Origin of the sequence: Anaerocolumna cellulosilytica, assembly GCF_014218335.1 — a bacterium.
Classification (GTDB): Bacteria; Bacillota; Clostridia; order Lachnospirales; family Lachnospiraceae; genus Anaerocolumna; species Anaerocolumna cellulosilytica.
Genome location: NZ_AP023367.1, coordinates 1508838 through 1526818, shown reverse-complemented (window position 1 = coordinate 1526818; position 17981 = coordinate 1508838). Strand labels below are relative to the sequence as shown.

Below are 17981 nucleotides of genomic sequence, written 5' to 3'. Positions count from 1 at the left end.
AGATGTAAACATATTTATTTCTTGATTTGCATATACATTATTTCTCGAATCATATATTTCTTTTATATCTTATAAGCATTGGCACCCTTACTTAAACCTGACATATATTATACAGGAGGTGATTTTATGTGTCCGGAAGAGTTAACATTATTCGCTACTTCCCTGGCGATTGCAATTGCAAAAGATAGAACTACGGATGAGATTGACCTAACTGCTGTCATCCTTTCTCAAATAGCCAGTTCACTTGCCACCATATCAATTCAAAGACAGCAATGTGAAGGAAAGAAAGGTTTTGATGTGGAAGAAGGCACCGATTCAGGAAACACTTCCAGCATTATTATTACCAGTTAACAACCATAGGTTTTGGCAAGTTACGGGTTGTATCACTTATAAATCCATGTTATAATTTAAACATATGTTTGGAAATTGGGTATGTATGGTACAAAAACAGCCATAACTGCCTCTTAAAATACAAATACATAAGTCAGGTGGTAAGATACATGAGTATATATGATACACTAAATAGCATGCAGCGTGAGGCTGTAGAACACAATAAAGGTCCTTTATTGCTTCTGGCAGGTGCAGGTTCCGGCAAAACAAGGGTATTAACCCATAGAATCGCTTACCTGATGGAACACCATGATGTAAACCCCTGGAATATCCTCGCGATTACCTTTACTAATAAAGCTGCCAGTGAAATGAGGGAACGAGTTGACAAGATAGTCGGTTATGGTTCAGAAAATATCTGGGTCAGTACGTTTCACTCCACCTGCGTTAAAATTCTACGACGCTTTATAGACGTTTTGGGGTATGACCGGAGCTTTACTATTTATGATACCGATGACCAGAAAACCCTTATGAAAGATGTGTGCAAACATTTACAGATTGACACCAAGACCTACAAGGAACGTGCCTTACTTTCCATTATATCCTCAGCTAAAGATGAACTCATATCTCCGGAAGAGTATGAATTAAGAGCCGTGGGGGATTTTAACAAAACTAAGCTGGCAGGTGTATATAAAGAATATCAGAAAAGACTAAAATCCAACAATGCTCTGGATTTTGATGATTTAATTTATAAAACTGTTGAGCTGTTCCAAACCAGCAGAGAAGCCCTCTCCTATTATCAGCAAAGATTCCGCTATATAATGGTGGATGAGTATCAAGATACGAATACAGCTCAATTTAAGTTAATCAGCCTGCTGGCAGATGGAATCAACGAAGACGGCTATAGAGAACATAACCTATGTGTCGTTGGTGACGATGACCAGTCCATATATAAATTCCGCGGCGCTAATATCTACAACATTCTTAATTTTGAAAAGGAATACCCTAATGCAAAAGTTATTAAACTGGAGCAGAATTACCGCTCAACAAAGAAGATTTTGCAGGCCGCCAATGAAGTTATCAGTAACAATGTAGGAAGAAAAGACAAGTCCTTATGGACAGATAATCCAGAGGGTGATCCGATATATTTTACTCAATTTGACCATGATTATGAGGAAGCCGATAGTATTGTCTCTGAAATCGCAAATACCATATCAAGCGGTGAGGCAAATTACCAGGACTTTGCTGTTTTGTACCGTACCAATGCCCAGTCCCGTATCTTTGAGGAAAAGTTAATTCTAAAAAACATCCCCTACAAGATAATTGGTAGTATTAATTTTTATTCCAGAAAAGAAGTTAAAGATTTGCTGGCTTATTTAAAAACCATAGACAATGGTTTGGACAACCTTGCTGTCAAACGTATTATTAATATTCCTAAAAGGGGAATCGGTCTGACAACCATTGATAAGGTAGAAGACTATGCTATCAGAAACGGCATCAGCTTTTATGAAGCCTTAAAACAGGCCGAGTACATTCCTACGCTTGGAAGAACAGCAGCTAAAATTTCACCTTTTGTCAGCTTGATTGAGGTATTAAAATCCAATCTTACCAATCCTTCTTATACCTTAACCGATTTGTTGGATGAAATCTTAGAGGCTACCGGGTATACGAGTAATCTGGAAGCGCAGGATTCGCAAGAGGCTGAAGACAGATTGGAAATCATCGGAGAATTTAAAAGTAAGATTGCTGCATTTGAAGAAAATGCGGACGAACCTCCCACTTTAAGCGAGTTTTTAGAAGAAGTTGCTTTAGTTGCGGATATAGATAATCTCAAGGAAGACAATAACATGGTGGTATTAATGACCTTACACAGTGCTAAAGGTCTGGAGTTCCCATATGTTTATCTATGTGGAATGGAAGAAGGTATTTTTCCAAGCTACATGTCCATTCATGCTGATGACCCTGTAACAGAAATTGAAGAAGAACGACGTCTGTGCTATGTTGGAATTACCAGAGCTATGAAAAAGCTGGGCTTAAGTGCGGCTGCTATGAGAATGATACGAGGTGAGACCCAGTTTAACCGCCCTTCTCGGTTTGTAAATGAGATACCGCGTTTTCTGCTGACGATGGAAAAGAATCCGTTTAAAAGCAATTCTTTAAAAAGTAATTCTTACCAAAGCCTGTCCCCGAATATGAATGACCGATTAAGACCGGCCGGGGTTACACCAGCAGGCAGTAGAACTTCCGGAACCAGCCGCCAGCAAGCTGCGTATAACAGTAAACTGGGTGACAACATTTTTCAAAAACCATATGCTGCTTCCACTCCAAAAGAGTTTGGCGGCAGTAATCTGGGCAGCGTCGACTATGGAATCGGTGATACGGTATCCCATATCAAATTTGGTACCGGTATTGTTACTAATATTAATGCCGGGGGAAGAGATTATGAGGTAACCGTTGATTTTTCAAATTTTGGTACAAAAAAAATGTTAGCTTCCTTTGCAAAATTGAAAAAACTGTAGTTTATTCATACATTTTCCAGAAATTCTATAGTAAAAATCCTCTTATCGTGGTATAATAGAAAGGAACTTATTTTACCATGAAAGGATGTGCAACAATGAACAATAAGATTGAAGAACTTTTTAACGCAGCTAAACTTGGTGAATTATTACACAGGAAAGAAGCAGAACAAAAGAAAAATACGAACTGCGTCCTTACAATATTAGCTGTTATTGGTGCTGTTGCTGCTGTAGCAGGTATTGCCTATGCTGTATACAAATACCTGACACCGGACTATCTGGAAGACTTCGATGATGACTTTGACGACGACTTCGATGACGATTTTGACGATGTAGAAGCTTGTGACTGCGAATCCAACATAGGCGATAAAGCTACTTCTACAAGCGCTGGCGAAACTTCTTCAGAAGATAATTAAATGATTGAAAATAAATAAAATGCATTTGGCAGGATACTGGAGAACAACCTACTCCAGTATCCTTATTTATTCTAATGTTATTAATACCTTTATTTAAGTTTATTCTGCCGTTTTCGTTGAAAATTCTGTATTAATCAAATCATCATATGGAGCTCTAACCGACAGTTCTCCCGCTTCCTGTAAAATATCTTGCAGCAAGTTAAAACTTTCTTCCTCAAATACGGTATTATCCTTCCAAGTACCCTGTTCATAATATCTGGTAACAATAGATTGCACCGTATCCGCATCCGTTTCTTTAAACTGAGGTGCAATGACTTTGGCTATCTCTTCCGGAGAATGGGCATTTACATAATTGAGACCTTTTTGTATCGCATTGGTGAATTTCTGGATAACCTCGGAATTTTTTTCAATGTAACTTTTCTTGGCAGCATATGCTGTATAGGGCACTTTACCGCTTTCTACACCAAGTGAAGCAACCACTTTACCAGTACCTTCCTTTTCTAAGGCAGTTGCGCCTGGTTCGAATTCCATTGTATAATCTCCTGTGCCTGCCGTAAATGCCTGGGCAGTTAAACCAAAATCAATATTTTGTACAATGGTAAGGTCTTCTTTGGGATTAATACCATTTTTCTTTAGTATATACTCAAGAACCATTTGAGGCATACCACCTGCTCGCCCGCCGACAATTGTCTTACCTTTCACATTATCCCAGGTAAACGTCTCATTCTTATCCTTTGTAACCAGAAAATTACCGGCTCGCTGTGTCAGCTGTGCAAAGTTTACGACATAATCTTCTTTTCCTTCATTATACACATATACTGTTGCTTCCGGCCCCATAAATCCGATATCAGCATCTCCACTTAAGACCGCAGTCATTGTCTTATCTGCTCCAAGTCCGTTTACCAATTTCACATCAAGGCCTTCGTCTTTAAAATATCCCTGTTCTATTGCAACATATTGAGGTGCATAAAAAATAGAATGTGCTACTTCATTTAACTGGACCTTTATCAGATTCCCGTTACTTTTGCCGCAACCGGGTAAAAGCACTGCCATAAGAACTAAAATGGCCAGTGCTGCTAATCCCTTTTTCTTCATTTCATGTCTCCTTGAAATTAAGCTGTTACAATATGTATATTGGGAAGTAAAAGTTTTTGTGCATGTCTTATCTATTAAAATTGCTTATTGTTTTAATACCATTTTATATATTGGTTTGTAATATCTATCTTCATTCAACAAATTCGGTTAGGTTAAGTATACTGTTCCGATTGTGCTAGCCACATTTTTTTATATTCGTCACAGGTATTTAACAACTCCATATGTTTTCCTATTCCTACTATCTTCCCCTTTTTCATGACAATAATCTTATCAGAAATTCTTGCAGCCCCTAATCTATGCGTAACAATAAAACTCATTCTTCCACGAATCAACTTCTGAAATTTAGTATACAATACTGCTTCCTCAATTGGATCAATTGCAGAAGTAGGTTCGTCTAATAAAAGTAAATCTTTATCTCGATACCCGCCTCTTGCTATAGCTATTTTTTGCCATTGACCTCCTGATAAATCAATTCCACCAAATTCCCTAGATAACATTGTTTTAATTCCTTCTGGATAAATACCTTTGGGAATCTCCATTTCCAAATCATTTAGGATAAAATCTACATTTTTGTCACTGTCCAAATTACTAATTTTTATATTATCTTCAAGAGATAAATCATATTTCCCATAATTTTGAAAAACCGCTGATGTATTATAGAATAATTCAAATGGATTATATTTATTTGATTCTACTCCATTATAAAAAATTTTACCATCAGTCGGAGAATAAATTCCAGCTAGCAATCGTACTAAGGTTGTTTTTCCCGATCCATTTTCTCCTACTACTGCTATACTTTCCCCTCTACCCACTTTTAAATTAACGTTATGCAAAGCTATATTAGAACTATTTGGATAAGAAAAACATACATTTTCAAGAATTATTGAATCATGATATTTTAAAGAAATTCCCTCTTTTGTAAGGGGCGTCACTTCTCTAAATTTAAAATAATTTTTTATTTTACCAGTTACCTGTGCTACTCCTCCTACTAAGCTACTTACTATTTCCTCCATCATAAAAAAAAGACTATCCAACGATGTAAAAATTGCCGCAAAGTATCCAATACTGATTTCTTTCTTTAAGACAGATATATATAAGATAATTAATATAGATATATAGCCACCTAGAGATAAAAATTTGGTTCCTAATTCACGAATATCTGTTATGAATGTAATCTTCCACATTGCCTCATTGCGAATCTTAATTGCTTCATTTAATCTCTTTAAAAAAAATTGAAATGTTCCAAGTAATCTTGTTTCTTTGAAAAACTTTCTTCCTATTAAGTAATCATTATATGTTTGAATTTTTCTATTTAAGGGTGCCAATTCATCTTCCAAATCTGTAAATAGCTTTGCTTTTGAAATTTCAGATATAAGTACTGGTAAAAATATTAATAATAATATAATTATCAGTACAGGCTTTGCTTTATATAAATATGCCCCAACTACAATTAGACTTGGTAAATAATTTAGCAGTAACATAAGAACTGTATCAACAAGTTTTCTTACCTGCCCAGTGCCTTGATATGCTTTTTCAATTTGGTCCAATAATTCTTTATCCTCAAAGGATATTGCGTTAATTAAACCTATGTGATTGTTCAATCTATTTGTTAATTTATGTATTACTTTCATATGATGATATTCATACAAAAAATTACCTAAATCAGCCATGACTTGAATAATGCATTTTACCACAAACATAATAAATATAGTTCGTAGTACGCTATATACAGATATTTGACTTGATGATATCTTTTCTATTTGATCAAAAAGCACCTGCATTAAAATAATTGGGAATGAATTTAGAATCCCCTGAATAAATGCAACCAAATAAATTGTAAGAAATAATCCTTTTGAAACAGTAAATACTTCTTTTACACTTTTAATAATAAAGCTATAACAATTATTAATTGCCTTCATTATACCAACTCCTTTGGGTTTCAAACATAGATGCATAGAGTCCATTTTTTTTCATTAATTCTAAGTGGCTTCCTTGCTCCTCAATTGTTCCATTATTAATGACTATTATTTCATCTGCTATTCTAGCAGCTCCCAGTCTGTGCGTTATAAATATTGCAAACTTCTCTTTTATAATTTCATAAAATATCTTATACAGTTCATATTCACTTACCGGATCAAGGGCAGCAGTCGGTTCGTCTAGAATATATATAGGAGCATTGTTAACTAGTGAACGTAAAATAGCTATTTTTTGCCATTCACCGCCAGATAGATCTATGCTTCCTTCCTCCAATTTCCCAACTTTTGTATCTATTCCGTTTTTTAAGTTAATTAACAAATTATCCATTCCAAGATTTTTCATAATTGTTTCCAGTTGAATATTGCTTGCTTCTTTAAATAATCCTTTTCCATAGTAAGATAGAATAATATTTTCCCTAATCGATATTTCATATCTGGCAAAATCCTGATATACTATTGAAAAATATGCCTTCAATTTTGGTTTCTCTATATCACGGATATCTTTTTGATTAATCCGTATTATACCTGTATAGTTATCATATAAACCCGTCAACAATTTAATTATTGTTGTTTTTCCTGCCCCATTTAACCCCACAAATGCATATTTTTTTAATCCATCAAGAATAACTGTGAAATTATCTAATATTTTCTTATTGGTTCCTGGATAGCAGAAACTTACATTAATAAATTCAATACTATTCAATGTTTCTTCCTGTCCCATACTTGCTGTTAAATTAGTTATTCCCTGTTCTTCATTTAACTGTGAAAATGCTGTTACATCCTTTAAATATAGCCTACTCTTCTCCAATTCCATCATCACCAAGGCAAACTTCCATGAAATGCTAGTAATAAAACTTGTGATACCTTTTATAAGAGCTATAAAAAGTCCGGTTGACATCTCTCCTTGTTTTACCGGTATTACTAATATAAATGTAATTAGAGAAGTTATGAATAAAATACCAATATTTCCAATATGTACTCTTGAAAATATTTTTCGATTTGCTAACATTTCAACTTTAATTGCCTTCAAAAATTGATTAGACCACTTTCTATTTATAAACTCATTATATTGAAAAAGTGTCCTCTCCTCAACATTATCTCTAGATGAGATTAATTTTCTGAAATACTTTGCTCTTCTAAAGTATTCACTTGAAGTTTCAAAGGCATCATAATCTTCTTGTCCATTTTTTATTGATATAAAAAAGAAAGGTATTAAAAGAGCTAATATAATACTAGCGATAATGTAATTTTTAGAACCAATAATTATGAGTAAGCCAAGTGCTTGTATAACAAATACTAAAAGATCCAATATATTATTTATTCCTTTTATCCATCTTTCAGAGGGATCATCTCCTATTCTCTCCATCAATTCCCACGTTTCTGGATTTTCAATATAAGAATAGGCTAGAGCTCCCTTTTTTTCAGTAATGGTTATTGTTAAGGTTTCGTTAATTTTTAATAATAATTTCAAATGAATAAACTTATACATTGCATTAGTTAACCAATTTAATCCAATAGTAATCAATAAAGCAAGAAAATTTAGCTTTATGTTTTTAATACTATTTTGGCTAATTAGATTATTAATAAAAGAGCTTGTTACTAATACCATTATACTCGCTAAACAGGCGCTTAATGTTTTCAGAAAAGCCATACCAATTGTATTTATTTTAGAAATCTTGTATGAAATGATTATGTAATCATACATTTTATAAGTTTTATTTATTAGCTTCATAGTTGCTCCTGTCTTGTTTTGTTTACAGCTTTACATATTTTTTTAATTTAAATAGTTTCCTCTCCTCTGATTAACTAAAATAAAGATGCTTTATTAAGCACCTTTATTTTAGTTAATCAAAAATTAATTGGTCTTATTTTTTATTATTTTACTTCATTAATATTTGACTTTTATAACTCAAGAATATTCTGCCTAGCAATTGCTAGGCATTGATCTAAAGATGAACAACCAAACAAATCACCATCTTCTGATAATGCCATGCCAGGACATTTTACACATTTATCATTTATATTACAATTTGTACATAATAAAAAATCTTTCTTTCGTAAAGAATTCAAATATTTTTTTTGCTTTGAATTATTCCAAATGCTATCTAAAGTATCATTAAATATATTACCATATTTGTATAGTAGCGAAAGGCAAGGATATACATTGCCAAAACAATCAATATGTATATTATTTCTAACAGCTCCACAAATATAATCATCTGATTTAAATTTGTTACTAGTTACATTATCTAACTCTTTTATAATTTTATTTAAATCAGTACTTGATATATTATATTTACGTGTTTTCGTATCACCATTTATTTTACTTGTAATAGCAGTACTATAGTTAAATCTAAACCCATTTTCAATGCAAAAATCTTTTATTTCTATATATGAATTATAATTATAATCCATAATTGGAACTTTAATTTCTAGCTGAATATTATATTGTTTAATTAACAATATATTTTTCATAATATTATTTAGTGAATCTTTAATACAAGTAATTTTGTCATTAATTCCTGAATCAAGAGAAAAAACAGTCGTTGATATTTCCGTTATGTACAATTCCGATAATTTCTTAATAATTTCCTCATTCATGAGAGAGAGGTTAGTAAACAATGTAACTCGAAACCCTATTTTTCTTGCATATTCAATAATATTCATTATATCTTTAAGTAAAAATATCTCTCCACCTGTTAAAGTCAAATCCAATACTCCTAATGCTTTTAATTCATCTAGAATTTTAATTACATCTGTTGCTTTCATTTCTTTGTTATGTTCTGCTATATAACAATGAATGCATTTGAAATTACATTTAGTAATTAATTCAATAGATGCTGAATATGGTAATCCCTTTTCATAAGTCAAGCTATTTAATGAAGAGATTTGATTTTCACTGTCCATCTATAGTACCTCTTTATTCTTTAATTCAATTAATCCTTTTGTTTGTAAATCATTATATATTTCTATAATATCACATCTTACTATTTCTTCTTTGACTGTATATTGGCTAGTAATCTTTTTTATCATAGTGTCAATAGAATCTTTATTACATATTGAATTCCATATAAAAACAGCTACATCATTTAATAAAAACATCCTTTTTGTATGCTCATCAATAATATATAATGTACCATCTATTATTTGCCATGATAGTGCTTTGCTTATTATAACTTCCATTGTATATACCTAAATTTTCTTCAGATTTTACTATAATGAGATTTAGAATTTTACTTTATAGTTTTTATTAGTTCATAAAGCTTAGAATGAATTGCATAAAAAGGGGCTGTAAAATAAGTCCTTAATTAAGAATCGCCAGTTCCGACAGATGCCGGTTCTGGTGATTCTTCTTTTTTTTATTTATTTTTTATGATTATGATTGATTTTTCCATAAAAAAGCGTGCACTTAATAAAGCTGTGAGTATAGTTCTTGGATTTTAAGCAGCCAACTTGTTTCTCTGTTTTTTATTATGATATTTATAAAGATTAAAACCACAAGAAATCAGTGTGAGTTCAAGAATTGCGTTTTTCTCACCTCTTCGAAATAATCTTTTGTAGGATTTATTCCATTTTAAAATACCAAAGGTTCCTTCCGCTTGAATACTACGATTCATTCTCAACAGTGCGCCATGTATTGATTCAAGATTTGTCATTACCTCTTGATGTATTGATGTTAATTCCTGATTCATTCGAATAGTTCTATTTTTGCTTGCCTTAGGACAACAATCGTTTTTAAACTGGCAGCCTTCACATGATTTGCATTCATAGATTTCTTCGGTTCTGCTGTATTTGTTTTTATAGACATGTTGTTTGCTTTTAAAGTGAAAAGTCTTTCCATTTGGGCATATTAAATTTCCATTCTCGTCTCTTTTAAAGTTGACTGCGCGATATGGATTTTCATGATACTTCTTATCGGATGTTTCTTTTTTGAACATGGTAAATTTCATATATTTTTCCATCCCATGCTCTTCACAGTAAAGATAGTTATTATAGGAACCATAGCCTGCATCTGCAACTGGATACTTTGGATAATGACCATAGATTTCATTGAATTTTTCCATCAAAGGAACAAAGCATTCCATATCTGATGCATATGGTTTTACATCAACTACCGCTATATATTCATCACAGACAGCGGTCTGTAGATTGTACGCTGGGAGAAGCTGATCATTCCCCATATAATCCCGTTTTATGCGCATAAAAGTGGCATCGTGATCGGTTTTGGAATAACTGTTTCTTTCATCGCCACAAACTTCTATATGATGTGCATATGTCTTTAATCGTTCTAGATACCCCTCTAATTCCTGATATTGTTTTTGCGGAAGGCTTTTTCTATGACCACAACCAGATACAAACGTGGATTCCACCAGATTTGTTGCATTCTTGTACATTTCCAAGAGTTCAGATACATATTCGACAGCATACTCATCTCTCTTATCAAGTTTTACACCGAAATATCCTAATACTTCCTGGTTCATTGCATCAATTAGCGTGGATATCTTTTCATAAACCTTTCCTCGGTTTTTTGTACAAGACTTTTTCCATACCCAGGTATATCGGTTGGCATTCGCTTCCATTTTTGTTCCATCTATGTAAGTATGCTCCAGGTCCACATGCTCCTTTTCAAAAATGTAACTGTTTAAGTCAATAAAAATCTGTTCTATGGAATCTGTTAGTTCATTGCGTATAAGATTGCCAAAGGTCGCAAAAGAAGGAGCCTTCATCTCATCAAGAAGATACAGGTATCGTATATCATTCCTACAGAGTTTTTCTATTTCACGCAGAGAACTAATTCCGTGCTCCATGAAGGCAAAGAGTATCACTTTAAGGAGTTTCTGTTCATCACATCTTGGACGACCTGTTCTGTAGCCTTTCTCTACAAAATATTTTGATAGGTCGATGTGATCCATCACCTCACAGAACGTGTATACTGGATCAGATATATTAATTAATTTTTCGATTTCCAATGGTAATTTCAGCTGACGTACTGTATAATTATCATTGGTGTTTTTATTTATTTGCATAATTAATTATACCAAAAAATCGCTGAAGTCTCATGACCTCAGCGATTTTTCTTTTAGGGGAGTTTTTTTACAGCCCCTTTAATTATTAATTAATCGAACTAGTGTTTTTCCCTCTACAAGGAGCACACATAATAACTATTTTAGGCTTTGTCACCTTAACTTCCTTTACTTCTGGTTTAACATAATTCATGATATTTATGGATCTATATTATAAAAGTGGACACGATAAGTAACCATATATTACAATTAAGTAGACAAAAAAAGGAGGTATCTACTCATGTCCACAAGTAAAACTGGAACACGGTATGACGAGGACTTCAAACGTACTCTCGTTAACCTTTATCAATCTGGCGGTAAAACACAGGCTGCTCTCTGTAAAGAATACGGTGTTTCCCTAACCGCTCTTACCCGTTGGATCAAGCAATACTCAACCGTCAAAACGGATGATGGCGAGGTCTTGACCGCCAAACAAGTGAAGGATCTTCAAAAACGCAATGCTCAGCTTGAGGAGGAACTCCTCATACTAAAAAAAGCGATTGCCATCTTCACGCCACACTCCAGCAACGATTAGATGCTGTTCATAAGCTTCGTTTTCAGCATGACATAAAGATTCTTTGCAATGTATTAGGTGTAAACAGAAGTACCTATTATAAGCATTTTCACTCAGTACCTGCTGAACGCACCAAGGAAAATCAGGAGATAGCCAAACGGATTCTCCATATCTACGCCGATTATAACAAGCGTCTTGGTGCATATAAGATTACTTATGTCCTCCAGCGTGATCATGGCATTCACATCAGTGTTGGACGAGTGTACCGCCTGATGAAAACACTTCAATTACCACGAATGTCAACGGTGAAGCCATATCGTAACTATCGGCATAAAGATACTGGCAATTGCACCAATCATCTCCATCAGGAGTTCAACCAGAAATCCCCTGACATTGTCTGGGCAAGTGATTTCACTTATATCAAAGTTTCTGGGAAATGGTATTATCTCTGTATTGTAATGGATCTATTTTCTCGCAAAATCATTTCCTGGAACATTTCAGCAAGACCTGATGTCACTTTGGTAATGACTGCATTCAAAAAAGCTTATGATAAAAGGAAATACCCTACAGGCCTCATGTTCCACTCTGATCGGGGATCTCAATATACTGCATTTTCATTCAGACAGTTATTGGATTCTCTTAATGTAGTGCAGTCATTTTCTAAGAAAGGTTATCCCTTCGACAATGCCTGCTGTGAATGTTTCTTCAAATATTTGAAAAAAGAAGAAACCAACCGAAAAACCTATTACTCTTTACAGGAGCTGCAGCTATCTGTATTTGAGTATATTGAAGGTTTCTATAACTCCAGAAGACCACACAGTTCTCTTGGAATGCTAACACCCAATGAAAAGGAGGAACTCTTCTGGAATCAAGCTTAGTAACTGTTTCCAGAAAGTTTTTTCTAATAATCGTGTCTACTTACTTGACTATAGTTCATTACTTCCTTTCTTTTATTGTAGATATAAATTAATAATAATTTATATCTTGTCCATTATATCTATGTATTTATAAACCTTTATCGTTTTACAATATACATTATTTTCCCTTATATGTCAATATATGACTTGGTTTTTTTTGTAATACATGTTATTCTATTCTATCATTAGAGACTGTTAACTTTACTACTCCTCTATATTTACCAACGTTTTCAACATATTCATAATCTTTATATTCCCATAGGTACAAATACATACTATATCTCTGGTTATCTAGCATACTATTCATCATTTACTTTAATCTGATGGTAATTGCTTATTATTATGACTAATAATCTTATTAATCCAATTACATACCAATATAATAGACTCAAAGTTTACATTATACCTTGGCGTACTCCAGCTCGCTATGTCAGCTGTGCAAAGTTTACGACATAATCTTCATTTCCTTCATTATACACATATACTGTTGCTTACGTCCCCATAAACCCCATATCAGTATCTCCACTTAAGACCGCAGTCATTGTCTTATCTGCACCAAGTCCGTTTACCAATTTCACATCAAGGCCTTCGTCTTTAAAATACCCCTGTTCGATTGCTCATATTGAGGTGTATAAAAAATAGAATGTGCTACTTCATTACGTAGTATGTGATATTAAAAATCCTGGGAACTATAACTTAACAAAATCTAGTTATATTTCTCAGGATTTAACAAGGCGTGCCTTAAAACTACATATTCCTAGGTTACGGGGTTCACCTTTTGAATTCATTTATTATATTGATAAATTGCAATAATACTTTATTATATCTTTACGTGTTATTATCCCTACAAATTTATTTCTGTCATCAATTACAGGGACAAAATTTTGTTCCATAATACGCAAGAGCAATTCCTCCATAGTTGTATCTATTTTAACGGCGGGATTCCAGCCTTTTCTGATAATATCAGAAATCAAGGAATTCTCCTGTGATTTTATCAAATAATTATTGCTATCCATCATATGCCATAAAAAATCCCCCTCACTGACCGTTCCAATGTAAGCCCCATCTTCTGAAATAACGGGTATCGCGGCATATCTATGATACTTAATTTTTTCAAGCCCCTGACGTAAGGGACTGCTATCTAGTAAAAATTCTACAGAAGCTTTTGGCGTTAATAAAAAAAGTATGTTTTTTCGATCATTACCTAAAAAACTATTCTCGTGGTTGCTTGAGTGCGTATCTTGTTTTTTTGTATCTTTTGAATATAACTGCATAAAATAAGCCCCTTAAAATATATTTTGATTCTACGTGCAAGTAACAATACTGGTTCTCAAATACATGTAGTTTCTTTTCTTCTAATGTAAGTATTAAGTGATATCCTCAACACCAATTCCATTCTATTATAACAGATTCTAATAGAAAATGTGTAAAGATTACTATGAAAGATATAAAAAAATTATAAAGTTAAACAAAATATATGTAAAAACGTTTTAATTCTTTCTACTTTGCAGTAACGATTTAGCTTGTATTAAATAAACCTATAAAAGAATTGCCTAAATACTTCTTAAAGAATCAATTATGAATCCTTACCAATAAAGCAATGAATGCTTCATTTATTTTCTTATAACTGCCATTTTTTAGATGTCCGTATGTTTCTACTTGCATATCTATACAAGGATTCTCAATAACATCACTTCGTTTGTATATTCAATCCTTTAGGTCTGATTGGAAATTCCGTTGTCTATTTTAAGAACAAGTTGCATTTGGGTATCCATTTATTGTATCTTAGTAGAGAACCCGTTGATATGCCAAATGTTTTTCTATACACTAAGAGCAGGTGATGTGATGATTGTAAAACTGGAACAGGATTTATCAAGAAATGAGATTGAAATATTAATTAAGTATGCAACAATGAATAAAGATGTGAAGCGAATTACTGCCATGTTGCAATCCATAAATACTCGTATAAAATGCAGGCTGGACAATAGTGACAAACTTGTAAATACTTCTGATATTTATTACTTTGAAAGTGTAGATAAAAGAACATTTGTTTATTGTGAGCAAAGTGTTTACCGAACGGAATCCCGCATATATCAATTAGCAGAAGATTTAGCTCACTTGGGGTTTGTTCAAATAAACAAAGCTTGTGTATTAAATTTAAATGTTCTTGATTACATTAAGCCACTGTTAAACAGCCGAATGGAAGCAACACTAAAAAATGGCGAACGACTTTATATAACACGAAAATACCTCGATAATATAAAACAGGCATTACAGGAGGGTTCGAATTTATGAGAAGAACCATTATAAATATAATGTCCACAACAGGTATTACACTTGTACTTCTCTCATTTATAGGGATGCTTTCCGGTGCAAAAGTTATATGTATCAGCAGCGTTTTTCAATCGCTTGCCGCAAATATAGTAATCCATTTGGGTTATTTACTGACACGCAAGTTTGAAAGTAAATATATTGTCGTAGAAACTGCACTCGATATTGGCTATGCTATAATCGTTCTTATTTCTTTTGGATGTATCTTTCATTGGTATACCAGCACGCCATTATGGATGCTTATTATAATGTCCATATTGATCTATATTGTGGGTCTACTTTTGAACATATTCCGCATTCGGAAGGAAATTGATACAATCAACACTTTACTAAAAAGACGCAATACTAAACCAAATTAAGGAGATGGGTAATGATAGCGATTTTAAAATCCGAATACGTTAAGAAAAAATATGGAAAAGAAAGTGTTGTTGATGGTATTTCGCTTACTATTTACGATAATACATTTACCGTAATTTTAGGACCAAGTGGTTCTGGAAAATCTACTTTATTAAATATTCTTTCAGGTCTGATACAGACTACTTCTGGTAAGGTATGGTACGAGGATAAAGTTATTTCTAATTATTCAGAGTCACAGCTTGCGAAGTGGAAACGCTCGGAGGTAGGCAATGTGTTTCAAAACTATATGCTCCTAAATAATCTTACAGCGGAAGAAAATATTAAAATCGGTATTGCTTCCGGCAAAACACCGCTTTCTTTTGACCGGCTGGTTCGTATGCTTGAAATTGAAAGTATTTTAGCTAAGTTTCCTGCGCAGCTTTCCGGTGGCCAACAACAGCGTGTTGCCATAGCACGAGCTGTTATCAAAGCACCGCGCTTACTGTTCTGTGATGAAGCAACAGGCGCATTGGACGAAGAAAACAGTAAAAAAGTGGTTGAACTTCTTCATAGCCTAAAGTCTGCTTTCGGCATGACGATACTTTTTGCCACACATAATACCCAAATTGCGAAAACGGCTGATCGTATACTTACAATGAACAATGGTTTAATACATAAGGATGTAAGGAACGAAAATCCAATCTCGGCTAAAGATATGGTGTGGGGGTAAAGTATGGTGCTTGTATATAAACAGTTAGTGAAACAGCTACTCCATAATAAAATTTTTGTATCACTTTTACTCTTACTTACTGTACTCACATCCCTTTCCTTTTACTTTGTTATCTTCTCCATTGACGGTAACATGGCTGTGCTAAATACATTGACTACCCTTACAGAAAATCAGCAGTTATATAAAAATGCACTAGATGCCAATACTTCACTTGCTTATACATTTTTTATCTCAACTATCGTGCTTACTTCTTTTGTGTTTGTAATGTTTTTTTACAGATTTTATCGTGGAAATAAAAAGCAGATTGGCTGTATAAAAGCTTTGGGTTTTAAGGATAGTAGCCTGCGCGCCTGCTTTGTTTATTTTGTAGCTGTACTTTCTGTAATCGGAACAGTGCTAGGTTTAGTCGGAGGATATTTCTTGTCCGATGTTTTAATTCATGCAAATACAAATACATACTCCGTAACAGGACTTGTGAAAGGTGTAAGCTTAATGAACCTTTTTGTGGGTCTTATAGTTTCAACCGCAATGTTTTGCCTGATTGCTTTTTTATGCTATTTTTTTATCAAAGGCAAAGGACCTGGGCTTTTGATGGGTGGTAATAGAAGCTGCCCTGGGGTTTCATTTTCACTGAAGGCTGCGAATTGTATTAGCGGTATGATTCCAACAAAGAATAAATTTCCACTCCGTATTGCCTTACGTAAGCCACTATCCATATGCTTAATCCTAGTGGCGGTAATGTCGTTCACCGTTTGTATTATTTTGGGACGTTCACTGAATAGCAGCAGCCAAAAGATCTTTGAAACCCAAACTATGGGACATAACTACGAATACGATACAACCTATTCTGAATATCAAACAACCTCTGTATCAGAAAATATGATTTCATATCTTGAGAATACCTCACGCGTTTTTATCGGCAGTCATGAGATAGAACAAACTATGACAGGCTTTTACACATTGAATAGCTTGTATGAATTGCAAGATACCAAAGAAAATATTCTGTCCGCACCAAAGGCTGGAACCGTTTATATTAATCCTAGCCTATATGAAGTTTATGGCTTAAATATAGGTGATAGGCTTGTGACCGATATTGCAGGTATTAGCCTTGCATTTACAGTTGCTAATATTGCTACTAATGCCAAATCAGCCAATATTTACGTAAATGTTAATGAATTGTCCAAAATTTTAAACGTTCCAATCGGTGCTTATAATGGTATTTTGAGTACAGAAAAAATAAATGGCGATGTTACAATCACAAAAGAACAGAGAATAGATATATTGAACAGATTAGCCGTTTCCAATAAAATTAGTGCCGTTATAAATCAATCTATAGGTGGCGTTGTTGGGGCAATATTAATTTTTATCGCCTTATATGTGAATTTTCAAGACAATACCCATGACATTTTGATATTGTATATGATGGGTTATCAAACAAGACGTATCCGTCAAATGTTGATTGATGTTTATATGCCGATTGTATGGACTGCATTTTTTCTAACACTTGCACCGGGTATTGGGTTGGCAAGGTTAATTCAAAAATCGTTGTCCATTTCTACAAATGACTATATGCCTTTTGGAACAAGTATTTTTGTGGTTGTTCTTGTATTTCTTGGTTTAAACATAATATATTTGTTGATACAAGTATTATTCGAACTTGCAATTAAGAGAATCATTACCAAAGAGGCGATTTCATTCACAGATTAGTCTTTCTGTGTCTTGAACATCTAAGAATACAAATGAGGATAACGAAAGGTTAT

General features: G+C 33.6%; 15 protein-coding genes and 1 pseudogene. 8 read left to right on the top strand and 8 right to left on the bottom strand.

The features are described from left to right. The first annotated feature begins 126 nt into the window (after positions 1–126). From acsn021_RS06660 to acsn021_RS06650, 3 genes are all read left to right on the top strand, one after another. On the top strand, positions 127–351 hold the full coding sequence (locus tag acsn021_RS06660; protein WP_184092436.1) for a DUF6774 domain-containing protein: 225 nt from the start codon (positions 127–129) through the stop codon (positions 349–351). Between the two features lie 149 nt (positions 352–500). Then, positions 501–2846, top strand: a complete 2346-nt coding sequence (pcrA, locus tag acsn021_RS06655; protein WP_184092435.1) for a DNA helicase PcrA — start codon at positions 501–503, stop codon at positions 2844–2846. A 77-nt stretch (positions 2847–2923) separates the two neighbouring features. Beyond that, entirely contained in the window at positions 2924–3259 is a 336-nt protein-coding gene (locus acsn021_RS06650) for a DUF4366 domain-containing protein (RefSeq protein WP_408626136.1), read from the top strand. Between the two features lie 99 nt (positions 3260–3358). Here acsn021_RS06650 and acsn021_RS06645 read toward each other — a convergent pair whose 3' ends face one another. The 6 genes from acsn021_RS06645 to acsn021_RS06620 all read right to left on the bottom strand — a co-directional run bounded on the left by acsn021_RS06645 (position 3359) and on the right by acsn021_RS06620 (position 11357). Next, the gene (locus acsn021_RS06645) at positions 3359–4354 is read right to left on the bottom strand and encodes an ABC transporter substrate-binding protein (RefSeq protein ID WP_184092433.1); all 996 of its coding nucleotides are present in this window, start codon (positions 4352–4354) and stop codon (positions 3359–3361) included. A 152-nt stretch (positions 4355–4506) separates the two neighbouring features. Beyond that, positions 4507–6273 (bottom strand): ATP-binding cassette domain-containing protein, encoded by a 1767-nt coding sequence (locus acsn021_RS06640; RefSeq protein ID WP_184092432.1) that lies wholly within the window; start codon positions 6271–6273, stop codon positions 4507–4509. After that, positions 6260–8062, bottom strand: coding sequence for an ABC transporter ATP-binding protein (locus acsn021_RS06635; protein ID WP_184092431.1), 1803 nt, complete (start codon positions 8060–8062; stop codon positions 6260–6262). The genes acsn021_RS06640 and acsn021_RS06635 overlap by 14 nt, the downstream gene beginning before the upstream one ends. Positions 8063–8232: 170 nt before the next feature. Beyond that, entirely contained in the window at positions 8233–9237 is a 1005-nt protein-coding gene (locus tag acsn021_RS06630) for a radical SAM/SPASM domain-containing protein (protein ID WP_184092430.1), read from the bottom strand. Continuing rightward, positions 9238–9513, bottom strand: a complete 276-nt coding sequence (locus tag acsn021_RS06625) for a PqqD family protein (protein ID WP_184092429.1) — start codon at positions 9511–9513, stop codon at positions 9238–9240. It abuts the gene before it with no gap. A gap of 257 nt (positions 9514–9770) precedes the next feature. After that, complete coding sequence (locus tag acsn021_RS06620) at positions 9771–11357, bottom strand: transposase (RefSeq protein WP_184096195.1); 1587 nt, start codon at positions 11355–11357, stop codon at positions 9771–9773. 277 nt (positions 11358–11634) lie between these two features. On the opposite strand from acsn021_RS06620, the gene acsn021_RS06615 reads away from it, so the two are divergent. After that, a protein-coding gene (locus acsn021_RS06615; RefSeq protein WP_243168001.1) for an IS3 family transposase occupies positions 11635–12785 on the top strand; the annotation gives its coding sequence in 2 pieces (ribosomal slippage) (positions 11635–11893 and positions 11893–12785; 1152 coding nt in all). A gap of 467 nt (positions 12786–13252) precedes the next feature. Here the strand turns inward: acsn021_RS06615 and acsn021_RS23135 are convergent. Both acsn021_RS23135 and acsn021_RS06605 read right to left on the bottom strand, forming a co-directional pair. Further along, a pseudogene (locus tag acsn021_RS23135) lies at positions 13253–13482 on the bottom strand (ABC transporter substrate-binding protein); the annotation flags it as partial. A gap of 133 nt (positions 13483–13615) precedes the next feature. Next, a complete protein-coding gene (locus acsn021_RS06605; protein WP_184092864.1) occupies positions 13616–14098 on the bottom strand; it encodes a CBS domain-containing protein in 483 nt (160 codons plus the stop codon). Between the two features lie 571 nt (positions 14099–14669). Between acsn021_RS06605 and acsn021_RS06600 the strand changes: the two genes are divergently transcribed. Genes acsn021_RS06600 through acsn021_RS06585 form a run of 4 tightly spaced genes read left to right on the top strand, consistent with a single transcriptional unit; the run spans position 14670 to position 17928 of the window. After that, entirely contained in the window at positions 14670–15119 is a 450-nt protein-coding gene (locus acsn021_RS06600) for a LytTR family DNA-binding domain-containing protein (protein WP_184092865.1), read from the top strand. Continuing rightward, on the top strand, positions 15116–15514 hold the full coding sequence (locus tag acsn021_RS06595) for a DUF3021 family protein (RefSeq protein WP_184092866.1): 399 nt from the start codon (positions 15116–15118) through the stop codon (positions 15512–15514). The genes acsn021_RS06600 and acsn021_RS06595 overlap by 4 nt, the downstream gene beginning before the upstream one ends. Before the next feature lie 11 nt (positions 15515–15525). Further along, positions 15526–16221 (top strand): ABC transporter ATP-binding protein, encoded by a 696-nt coding sequence (locus acsn021_RS06590; protein WP_184092867.1) that lies wholly within the window; start codon positions 15526–15528, stop codon positions 16219–16221. A 6-nt stretch (positions 16222–16227) separates the two neighbouring features. Then, positions 16228–17928: an FtsX-like permease family protein gene (locus acsn021_RS06585; RefSeq protein ID WP_184092868.1), complete on the top strand. Its 1701-nt coding sequence runs from the start codon at positions 16228–16230 to the stop codon at positions 17926–17928. The last annotated feature ends 53 nt before the right edge of the window (positions 17929–17981 follow it).